The 17,137-nt window shown below is 62.5% G+C and carries 19 protein-coding genes; 10 read left to right on the top strand and 9 right to left on the bottom strand.

Annotated elements, in window-relative coordinates:
* Nucleotides 1-10 precede the first annotated feature (10 nt).
* Nucleotides 11-394, bottom strand: coding sequence for a GatB/YqeY domain-containing protein (locus M4J39_RS13260; RefSeq protein WP_251728571.1), 384 nt, complete (start codon nt 392-394; stop codon nt 11-13).
* A gap of 65 nt (nt 395-459) precedes the next feature.
* Between M4J39_RS13260 and M4J39_RS13255 the strand changes: the two genes are divergently transcribed.
* The 4 genes from M4J39_RS13255 (at nt 460) to M4J39_RS13240 (ending at nt 4,900) form a co-directional block, all read left to right on the top strand.
* A complete protein-coding gene (locus M4J39_RS13255) occupies nt 460-876 on the top strand; it encodes a helix-turn-helix domain-containing protein (RefSeq protein WP_251728569.1) in 417 nt (138 codons plus the stop codon).
* 565 nt (nt 877-1,441) lie between these two features.
* A complete protein-coding gene (locus tag M4J39_RS13250; RefSeq protein WP_251728567.1) occupies nt 1,442-1,732 on the top strand; it encodes a DUF1778 domain-containing protein in 291 nt (96 codons plus the stop codon).
* Nucleotides 1,725-2,234, top strand: coding sequence for a GNAT family N-acetyltransferase (locus M4J39_RS13245; protein ID WP_251728565.1), 510 nt, complete (start codon nt 1,725-1,727; stop codon nt 2,232-2,234). Before M4J39_RS13250 ends, M4J39_RS13245 begins: the two co-directional genes overlap by 8 nt.
* A gap of 560 nt (nt 2,235-2,794) precedes the next feature.
* Nucleotides 2,795-4,900 carry a methyl-accepting chemotaxis protein gene (locus tag M4J39_RS13240; protein ID WP_251728564.1) on the top strand — a complete coding sequence of 702 codons (2,106 nt, stop codon included), beginning with the start codon at nt 2,795-2,797 and terminating at the stop codon, nt 4,898-4,900.
* 1,628 nt (nt 4,901-6,528) lie between these two features.
* On the opposite strand, the gene M4J39_RS13235 is transcribed toward M4J39_RS13240, so the two are convergent.
* On the bottom strand, nt 6,529-6,972 hold the full coding sequence (locus tag M4J39_RS13235) for an SRPBCC family protein (protein ID WP_251728562.1): 444 nt from the start codon (nt 6,970-6,972) through the stop codon (nt 6,529-6,531).
* Nucleotides 6,973-7,089: 117 nt separating this feature from the next.
* Between M4J39_RS13235 and M4J39_RS13230 the strand changes: the two genes are divergently transcribed.
* Nucleotides 7,090-7,386, top strand: coding sequence for a DUF1330 domain-containing protein (locus M4J39_RS13230; protein WP_251728560.1), 297 nt, complete (start codon nt 7,090-7,092; stop codon nt 7,384-7,386).
* 7 nt (nt 7,387-7,393) lie between these two features.
* Here M4J39_RS13230 and M4J39_RS13225 read toward each other — a convergent pair whose 3' ends face one another.
* The gene (locus M4J39_RS13225) at nt 7,394-7,792 is read right to left on the bottom strand and encodes a VOC family protein (protein ID WP_251728552.1); all 399 of its coding nucleotides are present in this window, start codon (nt 7,790-7,792) and stop codon (nt 7,394-7,396) included.
* Nucleotides 7,793-7,875: 83 nt separating this feature from the next.
* On the opposite strand from M4J39_RS13225, the gene M4J39_RS13220 reads away from it, so the two are divergent.
* Nucleotides 7,876-8,463: a TetR/AcrR family transcriptional regulator gene (locus tag M4J39_RS13220; RefSeq protein WP_251728550.1), complete on the top strand. Its 588-nt coding sequence runs from the start codon at nt 7,876-7,878 to the stop codon at nt 8,461-8,463.
* Nucleotides 8,464-8,466: 3 nt separating this feature from the next.
* Here M4J39_RS13220 and M4J39_RS13215 read toward each other — a convergent pair whose 3' ends face one another.
* Together M4J39_RS13215 and M4J39_RS13210 are read right to left on the bottom strand one after the other, a co-directional pair.
* Nucleotides 8,467-8,994, bottom strand: a complete 528-nt coding sequence (locus M4J39_RS13215; protein WP_254004915.1) for an RES family NAD+ phosphorylase — start codon at nt 8,992-8,994, stop codon at nt 8,467-8,469.
* 69 nt (nt 8,995-9,063) lie between these two features.
* Nucleotides 9,064-9,525: a hypothetical protein gene (locus M4J39_RS13210; RefSeq protein WP_251728548.1), complete on the bottom strand. Its 462-nt coding sequence runs from the start codon at nt 9,523-9,525 to the stop codon at nt 9,064-9,066.
* 370 nt (nt 9,526-9,895) lie between these two features.
* Between M4J39_RS13210 and M4J39_RS13205 the strand changes: the two genes are divergently transcribed.
* Nucleotides 9,896-10,138, top strand: a complete 243-nt coding sequence (locus M4J39_RS13205; protein ID WP_251728546.1) for a YdgA family protein — start codon at nt 9,896-9,898, stop codon at nt 10,136-10,138.
* 48 nt (nt 10,139-10,186) lie between these two features.
* Here the strand turns inward: M4J39_RS13205 and M4J39_RS13200 are convergent, their stop codons facing one another.
* Both M4J39_RS13200 and M4J39_RS13195 read right to left on the bottom strand, forming a co-directional pair.
* The gene (locus M4J39_RS13200) at nt 10,187-10,708 is read right to left on the bottom strand and encodes a 2'-5' RNA ligase family protein (RefSeq protein ID WP_251728544.1); all 522 of its coding nucleotides are present in this window, start codon (nt 10,706-10,708) and stop codon (nt 10,187-10,189) included.
* A 4-nt stretch (nt 10,709-10,712) separates the two neighbouring features.
* On the bottom strand, nt 10,713-11,672 hold the full coding sequence (locus tag M4J39_RS13195) for a hypothetical protein (protein WP_251728542.1): 960 nt from the start codon (nt 11,670-11,672) through the stop codon (nt 10,713-10,715).
* A gap of 303 nt (nt 11,673-11,975) precedes the next feature.
* On the opposite strand from M4J39_RS13195, the gene M4J39_RS13190 reads away from it, so the two are divergent.
* Together M4J39_RS13190 and M4J39_RS13185 are read left to right on the top strand one after the other, a co-directional pair.
* Nucleotides 11,976-12,581: an AAA family ATPase gene (locus M4J39_RS13190; protein ID WP_251728540.1), complete on the top strand. Its 606-nt coding sequence runs from the start codon at nt 11,976-11,978 to the stop codon at nt 12,579-12,581.
* A gap of 104 nt (nt 12,582-12,685) precedes the next feature.
* Nucleotides 12,686-14,098 carry a pentapeptide repeat-containing protein gene (locus M4J39_RS13185; protein ID WP_251728539.1) on the top strand — a complete coding sequence of 471 codons (1,413 nt, stop codon included), beginning with the start codon at nt 12,686-12,688 and terminating at the stop codon, nt 14,096-14,098.
* Here M4J39_RS13185 and M4J39_RS13180 read toward each other — a convergent pair.
* Nucleotides 14,082-15,293 (bottom strand): aminotransferase class I/II-fold pyridoxal phosphate-dependent enzyme, encoded by a 1,212-nt coding sequence (locus tag M4J39_RS13180; protein ID WP_251728537.1) that lies wholly within the window; start codon nt 15,291-15,293, stop codon nt 14,082-14,084. The genes M4J39_RS13185 and M4J39_RS13180 overlap by 17 nt on opposite strands.
* Nucleotides 15,294-15,310: 17 nt before the next feature.
* On the bottom strand, nt 15,311-16,207 hold the full coding sequence (locus tag M4J39_RS13175; RefSeq protein ID WP_251728535.1) for a tyrosine-type recombinase/integrase: 897 nt from the start codon (nt 16,205-16,207) through the stop codon (nt 15,311-15,313).
* Nucleotides 16,208-16,531: 324 nt separating this feature from the next.
* Here M4J39_RS13175 and def point away from each other — a divergent pair, with 324 nt between their 5' ends.
* Nucleotides 16,532-17,134 carry a peptide deformylase gene (def, locus tag M4J39_RS13170; protein ID WP_251728533.1) on the top strand — a complete coding sequence of 201 codons (603 nt, stop codon included), beginning with the start codon at nt 16,532-16,534 and terminating at the stop codon, nt 17,132-17,134.
* The last annotated feature ends 3 nt before the right edge of the window (nt 17,135-17,137 follow it).

The raw sequence follows: 17,137 nt of genomic DNA, 5'->3' as shown, positions 1-17,137 counted from the left end.
AACCCTGCGTTCAGCCTCGGCGCGCCTCCCCCCCGACATAACGCCTGATTAGCTCGACCTCGGCGGTGAGCGCGGCGGCGCGGGATTCGACGCCGAGGCGGGCGAACTCGGCGGCGGCTTTCGTGCGGTCGTCCATCTCCCACTTGAGGAGGGCGCGGATGTCGTCCTCGGTGAGGTGGCGGCGTTCGGCCTCGCTGGTGCCGGTGCCGAAGACATGGCGGACGAGCGAGGCGCTTTCCTCGCGCGCCGGCACCGCCTCGGCATTGTCGAGGGCGGCGACGAGCTGCCTGAGCAGGGCGGTTTCGGCCTTGTCGCGCCGCTTCATGGCCGCGGCGAGGTCGCCGCGCAGGTGCGTTTTCAGGGTTTCGACGGGGAAAGTTGAGGTGTCCATCATTTATCTCATTGCTCCTTTTCGTTCCCTATCATAAGCATGATTCGGAACTTTTGGGAGTCTTTTTGATGGCGAACATGCTGCTCACCGTCGATGAAGCCGCCGAGGCGCTGAAGCTGCACCCGAAGACGGTGCTGCGCCACATCCGCGAGGGGCGGCTCGAGGCGACGCGGATCGGCAAGGCCTATCGCATCGACCGCTCGAAACTCGACGCCTTCGCCGGCCTCGCCCAGGGGCACGCCCGGCCCGCCGCCGGCGCCCGCGCCACCGTCATCGTCGACGTGCCGGACATCACGGTGGAGGCGGCCGAGCGGCTGGCGACCTTCCTCGGCGCCGCCGCTCTCTCCGGCGACGCCGAGACGCCGCCGCTCACCATCAACACCGCCTTCGACCCGGTGAACAGCGCCTTCAAGGTCGTGCTGATCGCCGCGCCGGCCGACGCGGCGCGGATGCTGGAGGTGATCGAGATGGGCCTCTCCCGCTGAGCCTCGCTCGAAGTCCGCTCCGGTTCTCGAACCCGTCGCCAAGGGCATCCGCCCGAAAAGTTGCAGACTTTTCGGGCCAAGCGGATGCCCAGGGATGCCTCACCCCAGCGAGTTTGGAGCGAGGCTCCGGAGCCCTACGACGGGAGCGCGATATCGACCCCTCGCTCTACCTTCCTGAGGTCCTCGCCTGCGCAAGGATGACAATTTATATAAATGGAACAATGACATATAGCGTATCGCTTGGCCTCTGAGGTTTCCCCATCCGCCAAGGCGGAACGATGCGCATCCCTGGGATGCAAGCGGCCTATCCCACTGTCACATTTATATAAATTGTCATCCTTGCGCAGGCGAGGACCTCGGGCAGAAGGGGGCGCGGGGCTTATATAGGGCTCCCGTTGACGAATGGTGCCTGATATCTGCGGCTCGCTCCACCGTCCCGAGATCCTCTGCCTTCGCAGAGGAGGACAGCTTGATGGGGAGGGGATTTATTGGGCTCCACATCGGACGCTTTGGGGGGGGCTGGGCGTTGTGTTGACGTTGTCACCACAAAGGATCATAACGAGGCATGTCCAAGCAGCAAGCCACAGCCGACGTCAACATCCACCTGCGCGCCCGCCCGCAGGACCGGGTTCTGATCGACCGGGCCGCCGAGCTGGTGGGCGCCAACCGGTCGCAGTTCATGCTGGCTTCCGCCATCAAGGAGGCCAAGGCGGTGCTGCTCGACCAGACCTCCGTCTATATGGACGCCCCCGCCTTCCGCAAAACCCTCGACTGGATGGATGCCCCCGTCACGCCCGAGGAAGCCGAAGGGGTGAAGCGCCTGATGGCCGCACGGACGAACTGGTCCCGTGGCTGACGACGGCTTTCCATTCACGGCGCCGGCCCTGCTTTCCGACGATCACGACATTGGCGCCTTCCAGTCGGGCGAACCCAGCCTCGACGACTGGCTGCGCGGCCGCGCCCTTGCCAACATGGCGCTCGGCGCCAGCCGCACCTTCGTGTCGTGCCAGGCCGGAGGCCGCCGCGTCGTGGGCTTCTACGCCCTCGCCATGGGGCAGATCCTTAATCAGGAGGCCGTCGGTTCGGTTCGGCGCAACATGCCCCGGGTCATTCCGGCGGTCGTGCTCGGGCGCCTCGCCGTCGACACGGCCTGGCAGGGCAAGGGGCTCGGCGCCGCGCTGCTGAGGGATGCCGTGCTCCGCGCCCTCAGGGCAGCCGGGGACGTGTCGGCCCGGCTGGTGGTGGTCCACGCCATATCGCCGGAGGCCGAGGCCTTTTACCTCAGGCACGGGTTCAAGCGCCTGCCGGTCGATGCGCCGACGCTGGCGCTGGATCTCATGAAGGTCGCCAGGCTTTAGCTTGTGCTTTTTGCCAGCGCTACTTTCGTCGCGGTCGGGTGGCGGGCGACGGCGCGTGGGGCCGGGCGCGGATGAGGTGTCGGGCGGACGGGGCCATGCGGGCCGGGGCGGCGGATCGCTAGAATTGGCGATAGTGTAACCTGTTAATTTTCTCAATATCGACGGGTTTTGCCCGAAGTTTAGGCAGAAGTCGTTTGGGCGGCCCGATGGCAACGTTACGATCCCTTTCGGGAGATGGCGAAGGTCGATCCGATCGATCATCCTGCCGTGTTTTGGGAAAACAGATGTTTTACCGCGAAACGTGCAACGTCTTCTGAGGGCGAAATCGCATTGGTTGCGAGAAAATCTGATTGCGCCATCGGAGTATCTATTCTCCTCCATTGGTTGAGCGGTCGCGAAGACTGCAAGCGAAAGATATTATGTTTTCTATAAATCGATGCCTGGGCCGTGATCGTAAATTAAGAAAACCGATTTCTATTATGGCCTGCTCCAGTTTTTACTTAAGGGTCTGTTCAGCAGTTCCACCCTAATCATTTCATATGTTGTTATGGGAGGGCCAATTGAGCAAGTTTCTGAGTCGTTTCAGCCTGGGAACGGTGCTGGGCTTTTTCACGCTGCTCATCTGCGTCGCGGTCATCGGGCTCAGCGCCCGGCAGATGGTCGCCAGCTACTCCTCGTGGCAGACGGCGCGCACCGTCACCGCGCTGACCAACCAGAACGTGGCCGTGTTCAACGTGCTGCAGGCGCTGCGCTACGAACGGGTGGAAACCGACACGGTTCTGCGCCTGCCGGCCGACAAGGCACAGGCGATGCTCGGCGGCCTTGCCGACTATCGGCGGACCGTGGATACCAACATGGTCAAGGTGGCGGGCGAACCGCTCACCGACGTGCCGGCCTGGGCGGCGACGGCCAAGGCGATCGACGAGGGCTACCGGACCGTCCAGGCGCTGCGCGCCAGCGCCGACGCCAACCTTGCCGTGCGCGCGGAGGCGCGCGACGCGGCGCTGCTCGGCAGCTACATGAAGGACACGGCCGGCATCGTGGCGGTGTTCGAAGCCGCTTCCAAGCAGCTCGACGCCGAGATCCGTCGCCGCGACGCGGCGAGCGGCGAGCTGCTGCTCACCAAGCAGATGGCCTGGAACACCCGCTCCGTGTCCGGCACGCCGGCCGTGCTGCTGCAGGGCGCGCTGGCCGCCGGCAAGCAGCTTGCCCCGGCCGAGGCGCGCGCCATCGTCGCCGGGCGGGCGCAGGCCGAGATCGCCTGGGCCAGCATGAAGGAAATGGCCAGGACGCAGGACCTCGGCCCGGCCTTCGAGGCCGCGGTGAAGACCGCCGACGCCGCCTATTTCTCCGGCGCCTTCAACGACGCCTATCTCAAGGCGCTCGACGACCTCACCACCGGCGACAAGACGGCGCTGACCTTCGACGCCTTCAAGGGCGAGATCACCGTGGCGCTCGCCAAGATCGCCGCCGTATCCAGCGCCGTGCTCGACGTGGCGCTTGCCCGCACCGAGGCGGTGGCGAGCCGGCAGCAGGGTCTCTTCATCGCCTATGCCGCGCTGATGGCGCTGGCGATGGCGCTGTCGCTGGTGAGCTACCTGGTGGTGCGCCGGCACGTCGTCCGGCCGCTCGACGCCATGACGCGGGCGATGTCGCGCCTTGCCGACAACGACCTTGCGATCGATATCCCCGGCGCCGGCCGTGGCGACGAGATCGGCGCCATGTCGTCGGCGGTGGGCTTCTTCAAGGACAAGCTCGCCCACAACCGCCAGCTGGAACAGGAGGTCGCCGCCGAAAAGGCCAGGGCCGAGGGCGAACGCCGCCGCGTCATGACCGAAATGGCCGACGACTTCGAGGCGGCGGTCGGCTCCGTGGTGGGCGCCGTCTCCACCGCCTCCCACCAGCTGCAGGGCGCCGCCCAGACCATGTCGGCAACCGCCGAGGAGACGACGCACCAGTCGACGGCGGTGGCCGCCGCCGCCGAACAGGCCTCCTCCAACGTGCAGACGGTGGCCTCGGCCGCCGAGGAGCTGGCGGCCTCCGTCGGCGAGATCGGCCAGCGCGTGCAGCACTCGGCCCAGATCGCCGGCGAGGCGGCCCGCGACGCCGACAGTGTGGCGGCCAAGGTGGGGCGGCTCGCCGAGGCGGCGCAGAAGATCGGCGCCGTGGTCGAGCTGATCAACTCCATCGCCGGCCAGACCAACCTGTTGGCGCTGAACGCCACCATCGAGGCGGCGCGGGCGGGCGAAGCGGGCAAGGGCTTTGCCGTGGTGGCCGCCGAGGTGAAGAACCTCGCCGACCAGACGGCCAAGGCGACCAGCGAGATCGCCCGGCAGATCGAGGAGATCCAGGGCTCGACCCTGGAATCGGCCTCGGCCATCGGCACCATCACCACCACCATCCGCGAGATGAACGATATCGCCATGGCCATCGCCTCGGCCGTCGAGGAGCAGGGCGTTTCCACCAACGAGATCGCCCGCAACGTCCAGCAGGCCTCGGCCGGCACCAGCGAGGTGTCGTCCAACATCGTCGGCGTGACGCGGGCGGCCTCCGAAAGCGCCGCCGCCTCCACCCAGGTGCTGGCCTCCGCCTCCGAGCTGAGCCGCCAGTCGGCAAGGCTGGGGGAGGAAGTGGGGAAGTTCCTCGCCACCGTCCGGGCGGCCTAGCGGCCTGACCGAAATTCTACTGGGGCGGGCATAGGGCTTAGTGTTCTGCGCTTCCGGTGCTCACGAACGTTTAGTTCGCTCCGCTCCGGTTCTCGAACTCGTCGCCAAGGGCATCCGCCCGAAAAGTTGCAGACTTTTCGGGCCAAGCGGATGCCCAGGGATGCCGCGCCCCAGCGAATTTCGCCTCAGGCCGCAGGAGCCCTACGAGTTGGGGAGCGTGATAGTGGCGGCTCGCTTCTCCGCCCCGAGATCCTCTGCCTTCGCAGAGGAGGACAATTAATTTATATGAAACAACAAGTTAGTTCGTCTGCTAGCCGGCGGGCGGGCTGTCTCCCGCTTCTATCAAGCTGTCATCCTGGCGAAGGCCTCTTGAATTCGCGCGCGAATTCAAGGTGGATCTCAGGCAGAAAAGGACGAGGGGGACGTATAGGGCTCCCCTTGGGCGCCCGATATCGGCGGCTCGCTCCTCCGTCCCGAGATCCTCTGCCTTCGCAGAGGAGGACAGCTTGATGGGGAGGAGGAGATAGGTCGGCGGAGTGGATCGTGTCGCTTGGCGGGCGCTTCGGGCCAAGCTCCCGCTTCATATCCCTCTCCTGTCATTCTCTGCGAAGGACGCTTGCATTCGCGAGCGAATGCAAGGTGAACCTCGGGCCGAAAAGGGCACGGGGCTTCTATAGGGCTCTCCTTGGTGAAGGGAACTCGATATCGGCCGATTGCCCCACCGTCCTGAGGTCCCCGCCTGCGCGGGGATGACAGGAAAGTGATATAAAACAATGTTTTATGCCGGTTCGCCTATCTCTATCAGTTTGCTCTCTGTAAAGGCGCAGCGATGCGCTCTCCATGGTGGTGCGCGGGTTATCCAACTGATTCCTATATATAATTTGTCATCCTTGCGCAGGCGAGGACCTCGGGCAGAAAGGGGCTCTGGGCTTCTATAGGGCTCCCCTTGGTGAAGGGCGCCCGATATCGGCCGATTGCCCCACTTTCCTGAGGTCCTCGCCTGCGCAAGGATGAAAATTTATATAAACGGGGCAATGGGATAGGCGTAGCGAGCAGCCTCTGAGGTCTTCCCCTCCACATAAGGCGGCGCAATGCGCTCTCCATGGTGGTTCGCGGGTTATCCAACTGATTCCTATATATAATTTGTCATCCTTGCGCAGGCGAGGACCTCGGGCAGAAGGGGGCTCTGGGCTTCTATAGGGCTCCCCATGTTGAAGGGCGCCCGATATTGGCGGCTCGCTCTACCTTCCTGAGGTCCTCGCCTGCGCAAGGATGACAAATTATATAAATGGAATAATGGGATAGGCGTAGCGCCTCGCCTCTGAGGTTTTCCCCTCCACATAAGGCGGCGCAATGCGCTCTCCATGGTGGCGCGCGGCTTATCCAGCTGATTCTATATATAAATTGTCATCCTGGCGTAGGCCTCTTGAATTCGCGAGCGAATTCAAGGTGTACCTCAGGCAGAAAAGGGTGTGGGGCTTCTATAAGGCTCCTTTGGTGAGTGGCGCCCGATATCGGCGGCTTGCTCTACCGTCCCGAGGTCCTGCGCCTGAAGCGCAGGATGACAATTACATGATATAAAACAATTACTTATATCGTCTCTGGTGCCGGCTGCGCCCCTCTCGCCCCTACTCGGTGATCTCCGGCTCCACCAGTTTGGCGAGTTTGCGGAGCGACTCCTGCCAGCCGAGATAGCAGGCTTCGCGGGGGATGGCGTCGGGGATGCCTTGTTGGACGATGGTGACGTCGGTGCCGACCGACACGGCGGTGAGGCTCACCGTCACCGTCATTTCGCCCGCCGGGCCGGGGGCGTCGAAAACATCGGTGTAGACCAGCCGTTCGCCGGGGACGAGCTCCTGGTAGGTGCCGCCGAAGGCGTGGCTGGCGGCGGTGGTGAAGTTGCGGAAGCTCATGCGGAAGGTACCGCCGACCGTCGGGTTGTGCTCGTGTACGGTGCAGGTGAAGCCGTTGGGCGGCAGCCAGCTCGACAGCGCGTCGGGCTCGACGAAGGCCCGGTAGATCTTTTCGGGCCGGGTGGTGAAGACGCGGTGGAGTTTCACGGTGCTGGTCATGATCGGTCCTCCCTGAAGCCTATATGTGTTTCCCCTCATGCCAACCATAGCACGACCGGGGCCGGGCCGGGAGCGCCGCCGCGCCGGTTGGTGTAAAAGGGATCGGGGAGAACCGACATGACCGCCTATTTCGTCGCCCAGATCCGCATCGACGACCCGGACGAGTACCAGCGCTATCTCGACACCTGCGATGCCGTCTTCGCCCGCTTCAATGGCGAATATCTCGCCGTCGATCCCGCGCCGACCGTGCTGGAGGGTGCGTGGCCCTATTCCCGCTCGGTGTTGATCCGCTTTCCCTCGGAGGCCGATCTTCTCGCCTGGTACAACTCGCCCGACTACCAGCAAATCCTCAGCTACCGCCTCGCCGGCGCCGAGTGCGACAGCATTCTGCTGCACGGCAAGGACGAGGGGTAGCGCCGGGTCAGCGAGCGGCGAAGCGCTTCCGGGCGGCGTCGGTGACGGGCATGTAGAGCGACACCGCTGTGCCCTCGGGATCGCGGAACTGGAAGGTCTTGTTGCCCCAGGGCATCACCTTCAGGTCGTGGACGAGGGTGACCTTGTCTTTCAGGCGCGCGTAGGCGGCGTCGATGTCGTCGACCTGGAACTCCAGGATGGCGGTGCGGTTGCGGCCGGGTTCGGCGCAGCCGGCCTGCCAGAGGGCGACGGTGTCCTCGGCGCCGATGGCCAGCGTGCCCGACGGCGTGACGATCTCGGCGAACACCGGCGCCAGCCAGTCGGCAGTGATGCCGGTCACCATCTCGTAGAAGGCCACCATGGACTTGATGTCATGGGCGATGAGGCGCGTGGAGGCGAATTTCATGACTGTCTCCCGTGGGGCGGCTTAACGTTGGCCGTTACATATGATACGATACGGTATCGTAGCGAAAGAGTCGAGAGGGTGTGATGGGGACCGCGCGTGGGGACGCTTCCGAAGGGGGCGAGGTGATGGACGAGCGGGTGCGGCGGTCGCGGGCGGCGGTGCTGGCCGCCACGTCGGACCTGCTGTTCGAGCGCGGCTATTCCGGCGTCAGCGTCGACGAGGTGGCGCGGCGCTCGGGCGTGGCGAAGACCACCATCTACCGCCATTGGCCGTCCCGGACCGACCTGTTGCGCGACGCCTGCGCCAGCATCGGCACGCCGCAGACGGCGCCGGATCTCGGCAGCCTCAGGGCGGATATCGCGGCGCTGATGGGCGCCCTGGCCGAGGCGCTGACCACGGCGCGCTGGACCGCCGTGCTGCCGTCGATCGTCGATGCCGGCGAACGCGACCCCGACATGGCCGAGATGTATCGCCGCCTGCAGCAGGGCTATTCGTCGCCGTTCGAGGCGGCGATCCGGCGCGGCATCGACCGGGGCGAACTCCCCGCCGACACCGACGTCGCCGCCCTCGCCGCCGCGCTGATCGGCCCGCTGTTCTTCCGCCGCTGGTTCGCCCGCGAACCGCTGACCGAGGGCTTCGTGAGGGAGATCGTGCGGATCGTGGTGGGGTAGGGGTCAGGCGATGCCGAGCCTGTATTTGTCCATCAGTTGCCAGAACCAGTCGACGTCGAGGTTCTGAACCCGGCGGTCCTCGATCACGGTCGGAGCCGTACGGTCGAAGAGCGCGTAGCAGATTTCCGCGTCGTCAAGGCGACTGCGGTAGGCGATGCCGTCGACGTTGTCCCTGAGCGCGTGAATGGCCTTGGACCACGCTTGGGCCACCGCGTAGGGCAGGCCGGAATGGGTGATTTCCGCCGTGGCGCCGAGCCGCGACAGGCCGGGGCCGTGCAGTTCGACGAGCCTGAGGTCGCGCGTCACCCGGAGGGCCGCGTAGGCTTTCGCCTCGATGAAGTCGAGGCCAAGGGTCGTCTGGCCCGGCGACTGCAGGAACACCTCGGCGAAGGCGCCATCCACCGTTTCGGCCGCGTAGAGAACGCCATAGCTGCCGTCGGGGGCATTGAAGCGGCCCGCGTTCGTCCGGTCGTGGAAGATCGGGTCGAAAGCCGCGGTGTGGAAGCGATGGACAAGCGTTCCCGCCGCCAGATGATGAATGGCAGGCTTTCGCGCATCGATGTCGGCGGGCGGCGATGTCGGCGGGCGGCAGCGGGCCGCTCAAGATCCCATTTCGCCGTAGCGCCTCGCGGCCTCGACGACGCGGTCGACGTTGCCCTCCTTGAGGACGTCGATCGGCTTGCGGCCATCGAGCAGGGCGTCCGGCTGGATCATGAAGTTGAACACCGCCCACGGGCTCCGGGTGGGCAAGGCGTCGCGAACCTCTTTCAGGCCGGGAACGGGCCGGCCGTCGCTCAGGAACTGCGCCGTCGGGTAGCGGTGATCGTCGCCGGGGCCGGGCACCGTCAAGAGGTGGCCGTCCCGGACCTTCTGGTTCACCGCCTGACGCGAGATGCCGTTCAGGAGCGTTCGGACCTCGCCGAGCGTATAGGCGCCGCCATTGGCCCTGAGGTCGGCCAGCGCCTGCTGCTTGCCGCGCAGGATGGCCCTCGCCCGGGCGTCGGGCTCGTAGGCCGAGTTGTTCGGGGGGGACGTGTCCAGGGCGGTGTTGGCGAGAGGCATGGCAATCTCCTTGACCCCCAATATAGGACGGGTGTCCTCGGGCGTCAATTTCGACAACTTGGACAAGCATGCGCTTACACCCCGCTGGTTGCCCCGTGGGTCTCCTCCGCCGCGCCCTTCTCACCGCAGCCGATACTCCCGCTCCACCCTGACGGGCAGGAACGCGACGAGGTCCGCCGTGTCGAACTCGACCTGGAGATCCAGCCGTTTCTGCCTCGCCCACGCCATCGCCGCTGTGGCCTCGGCGGGCGGCGCCTTGGTGGCGAGGCTGCAATTCGTGGCGCGAGCGCCCCTTGGCCGGCCTTGAGAAAAACAGCTATGGAGGGTTGGGGCGCCATCGCCTTGCCGAATGAACGCGGAGAGTTTCCGATTGAAAAAGCTTCTGTCCATTGTGCTTGTCATCGTCACCGCCTTGGCGGTCACCCTCGGCTGGCGCTGGTATAGCTACGTGAGCAACACGGACAGCCCCTATGACGAAGTGGGAATCGAGCTGAACAGCCGCATGCCCCTGCCGCTGCGCAAGTGGGGCTGCGACAGGTTGAAGGCGACCTTCGGCGCCGTGCTGCCGCCCTATGGATGCAGCGCCGAAGACGGCAAGACCTGGATCGAGTGAGGTTGGGGGCTTGTCACCTGCTGGCGCGCGAGCGGCGGCGATGGCCCCTCACCGCAACCGGTAGCTCCGCTCCACCCTGACGGGCAGGAACTCGACGAGGTCCGCCGTGTCGAACTCGACCTGGAGATCCAGCCGCTTCTGCCTCGCCCATGCCATCGCCGCCTTGGCCTCGGCGGGCGGCACCTTGGTGGCGAGGCTGCAGTGCGGGGTCCAGTTGCCCTCGCGGTAATGCGGGTCGCAGAGGGCGGGGTCGATGTGGCGATGCAGCCTCTGGTGCAGCGCCATCAGGGCATCGTTGGGGCGCGGTCTCGCCCAGAGCACCAGAAGATCGTTGTCGAAACAGGCGATGCCGTCGAAGGCGATGGTCAGCATGGACTGGGCGGCGAACACCTCGTCCAGCGCGTCGACGACGCGGCCCGGATGGTCGGGGAAGACGGCCAGCGTGAGGTGCGGCGGGTAGTCGAGGGCGGCCATCGAGGCGCTGGCCTCGAAGGCGCTCGCCTCGTCCCAGAGCTTCAGGATGGGAGCGGCCGTGTCGTTCAGGCACTTGAGGGTGATGGCATAGGGCATTGGCTCACCCTGCATCCTCTTCTGGCGGGAGGCCTGATCCTTGCACGAGCTTCGTGACGCGGGAAGACGATACCGCCCCGCCAGACGGCAGGTGAAGCGGGCTCGCCACGACATGGAAGCGTCTGGGGTCGAGCAAGCGCTCGACGAATGGCAGGCTCGGCGCATAGAGGAAGCTGCCGCCCGGCTGAAGCCGGTCGAGGATGGTCATGTAGGCGATGGCATAGCGCTTCGCTTCGCTGCCCGAATGAAGGTGCGCGTGGACGAAGTGCAGGCTGAAGGACAGGTGGGCGACGATCGTCCGCCAGCCTCCGGGCGCCGTGGGAGGGCTGAACCAGTCGCCGGGCATGGCCTGGCCATGGTCCGAAGCAAGGCGATCGATTCCCCAGGCCGGGTACCCTTGCGAGCGCAGGAAACCGACCAGTTCGGCGGCTTCTCCGCAGCCGATGTCGAGCAGCGGGCCGGTGAGGTCGTCACCGGTCAGACCGAGGATCTCGCATTGCAGGGACGGCGAGTATTGCCGGCAAATCGGGGCGGCGCCGTTCAGCACATCGTCGAGTGCGCCGACCGAGCGCAGCATGCCCAAGGTGATGTCCTGCAATCGGTCGTGGTGCGCGCCGAGCGCTGTTCCAGCGGACCCTTCCGGTTCGTCGGTCGCGTCGGCGATGACGTCGGTCATGGCTCGGTAGGAGTCCAGCACGCGCGCCCGATCCTGCGCGGAGGGCCGCATGTACTGATAGCGGTCGAGCAGATAGGCGAGAAACCCGTTCGCCATTCCGACCGCGAGAGACTGTCGCGCGCTGGCCGACGACAGCTCGACCCTGATGGTCTCCTGGTGGCGGGACAGAAAACAGGACATCGGCTTGGAAATCCGCCGCAGCTTCGGGAGGCCGGAGACGATGTCTCGGAGCGTCGTGTGCTCATTCTCGTTGAGACGATGTCGTAGAAGCGACAGTGCGGTTTCCATGCCGGTCCCTTTCACGTCCCAGAGGAAGCGTCGAACAGGGCGCTCGAAGAGCCGAGGCGCTTCCATATCTTCACGCTCGAAAGCAAGTTGATGTGTGGCAAGCCGATCTGCGAACTTGTCGCCCGACCCGTGGCGAGATCGGCACCGTACGACGCTCCGGCCGCCCGGTCGAGGGACCTCGGCCCCCTTGCCGATCGCCGCCTCTCCGGTTACCTTGATCCCGTGCTAGGCGATGCCCCCGGATGATGATGGGCGGCGGCCGGCGCAAATCCTCCCTTTCAGATCCAATTTCGAGGATGGCACATGTGTGACCATTTGTTTGTCGTGACCGGCGGCCCCGGTTCGGGCAAGAGCACGTTGATCGAGGCGTTGGCGCGGCGCGGCGTCGCCAGCATGCCGGAGGCCGGGCGGGCGATCATTCAGGATCAGGTGGCGATCGGCGGCACGGCGCTGCCCTGGGGCGACCGGGCGCTTTACGCCGAGCTGATGCTGGGCTGGGAGCTGCGCTCCTACCACGAGGCCGAGGCGATGGCCGGGCCGGTGGTGATGGATCGCGGCATTCCCGACGTGATCGGCTACCTGACGCTGATCGGCCTTCCCGTGCCCGCCCATGTGGAAGAGGCGGCGCGGCGCTTCCGCTACAACCGCAAGGTCTTCCTCGCCCCCTACTGGGAGGCGATCTTCACGGGGGATGCCGAGCGCAAGCAGGACAAGGCCGAGGCAGAGGCAACCTGCCGCGCGGTGGCGGCGACCTATGCGCGGCTCGGCTACGAACTGGTGGAGCTGCCATTCGCCAGCGTGGAGGCGCGGGCGGAGTTCGTGATGGAGCGGGGGGGCGGTAAAGTTGACCGTCCAGCTCCGGAGTCTGCCGCGCGGACGCAACAGCAAGGATCAACACACTGGGTGTGACGCGGCAACCCTAAACGTCAGATTGCCAACGGAGGTGAGTTGTGCTCCATTGCTAAATACTTCAATCCGATATCAATTAGCGGATAACTAGGAATTATCGGCTCATGACTGAAGACAAAAACTCTGTTTGGCAAGAGTGGAGCTCGATATTGCCGTCAATTGATCTTAATATTTGGTCGTCCAAAGATCATATCGTTGGGGACATTGTAGGTCGCCTGATCACGGACGATGTTCACAGTGCCGCCTTTAAGAATAATTTCCAAAGATGTGCGTTCAGAAATTGTTCTATAAATAGTTGTCGATGGAGAGAGGTTGATTTCAAAGACTGTGCTTTTACGAGTACTGTATTTTTTGACTGCGACCTAAGCGGTGGGTCGACGGTCTCCTGCACATTTTCTAAATGTAGATTCGTTGATTGCGATTTTACAGGGGCTGCATTCCACGAGTGTATATACAATGATTGCCTATTCGAGCGTTGCAAGTTTCAGACCTCGATGATCAGAAATTCAAGACTTAGCCGTTGTAGTTTCTCAAGCTGTGAAACATCAAACAAACTATTTGATGGATGCCTACTGTTTGACAACATTTTCAATGAAACGCGACTGGACTTCAGATCTATTATTGATAATTTTGGGCTTACTATTCAGCAAATTTCTTCAATTCTAATTCGAAACGATAGATCCTATCCAGGCTCAACTCAACATGAATTCCATGACAGCGTGTATGAATATAAAGAGCTGAATCCATTCGAGATCTTTCGCCTATCTTTCTACTTAGGTGGTTCAGAATTCTCTGATGGCGCTATCCTTGATAGTGTTTTTGATCCGAAATCATGGACATTCATGGTTCGGGCGCCTGTTAACTTTTCTCGACTTTTGCAGGATTTCGCAGATTTTATTCTTTTTTTGTACGACGGGAGCAGTTGCCCATCTTTACTTGTGCTCAAGTTGTCCATCTTGTCAGATGAAATATGGAGTACGTTTGCAGAGAAATATGAAGACGCACATCTCGCGCAAACGGCCGCAGGAATACATCTGCAATGCCTGCAACGCCTTGACCTGCTAGAGCAAGTGAGCCAATTGATTGCATCAAACGGCGGCAATAGAATAGTTTATAGATCTTTTGACGATGCCGACGATGAGCAAATAGCAGCCGTCGCGAACGATCTATCTAAGAAGCTGAAGGACGCCTCAGTTTCTATCCGACCTCGAAATTCACCAGTTGATATCGTTTTTACGATTGGTAACTCTGTAACACTCCTTCTCGGAATCTATATTTTCCTCAATACCCGCACTCGCTTTCAATTGCAGAAAATTGGAAAACAGCCGCTAGCAGAAGAAATCGGCACGATAGTGAACTTTGAAATTGGCGGAGCTCAAAAAGAGGAGATGAAAAGTCTATTGGTGATTAGTGGAAGCGTACCAAAAGTAGCTCATTTCCGGTTTGATATTAATTTCAGTGGAGCAATGCTTAAACGACTTAAGGATGTCATTCAGGATGTCAGGCTAGAGAAGTAAGCAAAGTCTCAAAAGCTCGCCCCGAGGCGATTATGTTTTCTCGAGTCGTAAAATAGTTAATTCTAATTATTTCTCCTGTTCCGTCATACGGGAAATACAAAGACGACCCTCTTACTATTGGCAATTGTATATTCACGGCAACTTCGAGGAAGTTTGATCTGAATTCTTCAAAATCTCCTCCGTTTGTATTTGGGAAGTATGCCGTCGCCAAGTACCCGCTTTCAATTGGAGCAAGAGAAACCGGTAGCCCACTAGTTGCGCGCCGCAGGGTGTTGTACTGCTCAATCACGAAGGATTGAGCGCTGAAGAGGAGATCCAGATACCTCTGTGGCCGCCTAGCCAAATCAGTGATGACTCTTAATGCCGCAGCGTCAAGGGCACATCCAATGACATCAACGATTTCGCTAAAATATGACCTAGCGGAGGCCGGATGCAGGATTGCCGCGACCTTGGCCGAATTTAGTCCTAGACCTTTAGTCAGGCCGCGAACCCTTATTATTCGAACAGGTCCATCCAGATTGATACTTCCAAGAGGTGAAGGGACTGACTGATCTGCAGCCTCGTCAATGACCAAAATATCTCCTGGTCTCAATGCAGTTCTCAGATTTTCGATCTCTTCCGGGCTTCTGTTGTATCCAATTCCATACCGCGGCTGCGTGACAATGAGAGCAATTGGATCACTTGAGAGACGATCAATAAGCGAAATATCATTTGCTGTTATCCTGTAACCATTTCTGGGGCTCGATGGGAAGAGGCCAACATTCAACCCAAGCAGCTCGGCTTGTTCTATTGATGCAAAATATGAAGGTAACTCAAATATTACTTCCGATACTCCTAAGTATTTCAGGTAAGAGGTTACGCACATAAGCGCCGACGACACGCCGGGAGCCATTGTAAATTCATTCAGAGGTACATCCCTTTTTTCAAACGCTGAAATAGCGCCACCGATTATCATTTTTTCTTCATATATTACATCCCCAGTGTCGGTTCTATACCCGCAGAGCTGGTCAGCGGTCATAATGAGCGGATCATAACTCGCAGCTGTCGGCACTACCGTGTCCATGACAGCGCCTGGCTGGGCAATCCAGCTTGCTGAGGCGACTATGCCCTTAAATCTATCCGCCACGTCGTCAAAGTCCTCGGCATAAACATGCATTTCCGGAGCCAGACGGTTTGGAAGGACGCGGCGAGTCATGAGCCGATAATTCCTAGTTATCCCACCCTCAATCTCCCCAGCGTGTTGGCCTTCAACACCGCTTGTTTCAGGCGTTCGTCGCTGACGTGGGTGTAGATTTCGGTGGTGGAGATCGAGCGGTGGCCGAGGAGGCGTTGGACGAAGCGGATGTCGATGCCGGCTTCGAGCAGGCTGGTGGCGGCGGAGTGGCGCAGCATGTGCGGGGTGATGTGGCGGGCGAGGCCGGCGGCCTTGACGAGGCGGTGGAGGCCGTGGCGCACGCGGTTGGTGGAGAGGCGGGCGCCGGTCTTGCCCACGAGGAGCGGCGTGGAGGGCGCGGCGCGCGTCAGCCCGTTGTCGCGCAGGAAGGCGCGGAGCTCGGTGACCACTTCGGTCGAGGTGAGGAACACCTGTCGCTCGCGATTGCCCTTGCCGTGAACGCGCAGGGTCCGGCGCTCCAGATCGATATCGCCGACCGAGAGCGAGGTGAGCTCGGAGACGCGCATGCCGGTGGTGAACATGAGCAGCACGGCGAGCGCCATCTGCGGTCCGGCCTCGCGGCGGACCTCGAACAGGCCCCGCAACTCCTGGGCGGTCAGGCAGCGCGGGAGCCGCTTGGCGAGGCGGATGCGCACCTCGGCCAGCCGGAAGGGCGTCGTCTCGATGTCGCCGCGCCGTTCGCACCAGGCAAACATGGCGCGGAGGCAGGCCAGACGTCGCTTGACGGTGGCCGGTGCGAGATTGCGCGCGGTGGACAGCCACTCGGCATAGGCGGTGAGCCCGGCCGGCTCGGCCGGCGACGGTCCGGCCGCTTCACCCAGATAGCGGGCCAGCTCCTTGAGATCCTGGCCGTAGGCCTTGACGGTGTTGGCGGAAAGGTCTCTGCCGCCCTGGCAATGGCGGAGGAAGGCGGCTGAGGTCGCAATGAGGTCCATCTGGGTCTCCAGGGGAAAAATCCGTGTTTCATCAGCCGACTAGCACGGAGGGGACGGCGCCGACACCGCGCAGGCGGCGACGGGTCGCAGGTCTGATACCGCTGGATGTGACGTGCGGACGATGCGGGCCTGCCGGCTCGGCCAAGACCTCGTCGAACCGCCATTCGCCAGCGTGGAGGCGCGGGCGGATTTCGTGATGGGGTGGGTGGCGGTAAAGGGAGAAAAATGCATCTCCGGCGCGCACCCTCGATAAACGTCGTATGGTAACCTTGGTTTTTTGGGCGATTATGCCCACACCGACAGGCTGTCCAAGGGAGTGTGGTCATGGCGCAGGTTGAGGAAGACTTTCCGTTTGGCGCGGCGCACGCCTCGATCGTGACCGGCAGCCGGACGACGTTGCAGATCGCCGACTCGGTGCTGCGCATGGTGGCCAAGCCGGTGCCGGAGGAGATGATCGGCTCGGAGACGCTGCGCCGCCTCGTCGAGGAAATGTGGATGTGCATGATCGATGCCGGCGGCGTCGGCATCGCGGCGCCGCAGGTCGGCATCTCCTGGCGGCTGTTCATCGGCGCGGCGATGAACATCCTGCCGTCGACCGTGTTCATCAATCCGGAGGTCGAATATTTCGGCGAGGCCGATGTGCTCGGCGAGGAAGGCTGCCTCAGCGTGCCGGGCTGGCGCTCGGCCAAGGTGCTGCGCCACCCCAAGGTGACCGTGCGCTACCGCGATCTTGCCGGCGCCGCCCGCGTCGCCACCTACGAGGGGCTGGCGGCGCGCATCGTCCAGCACGAGTTCGACCACCTCAACGGCAAGCTGTTCATCGACTTCGACGACAGCCCGGATGTCGATCATCCGCTGCGGCGGCGGGCGCTCAGGGCGATGACCGAAATGGAAGAGCGCATGAAGGTCGAGGTGGAGGACGCCTGACGC

This window comes from Pleomorphomonas sp. NRK KF1, assembly GCF_023721755.1.
In the GTDB taxonomy this organism is placed as follows: Bacteria; Pseudomonadota; Alphaproteobacteria; order Rhizobiales; family Pleomorphomonadaceae; genus Pleomorphomonas.
Note: the sequence above shows the minus strand (reverse complement) of the source record. Positions and strands in the feature narration are given on the sequence as shown.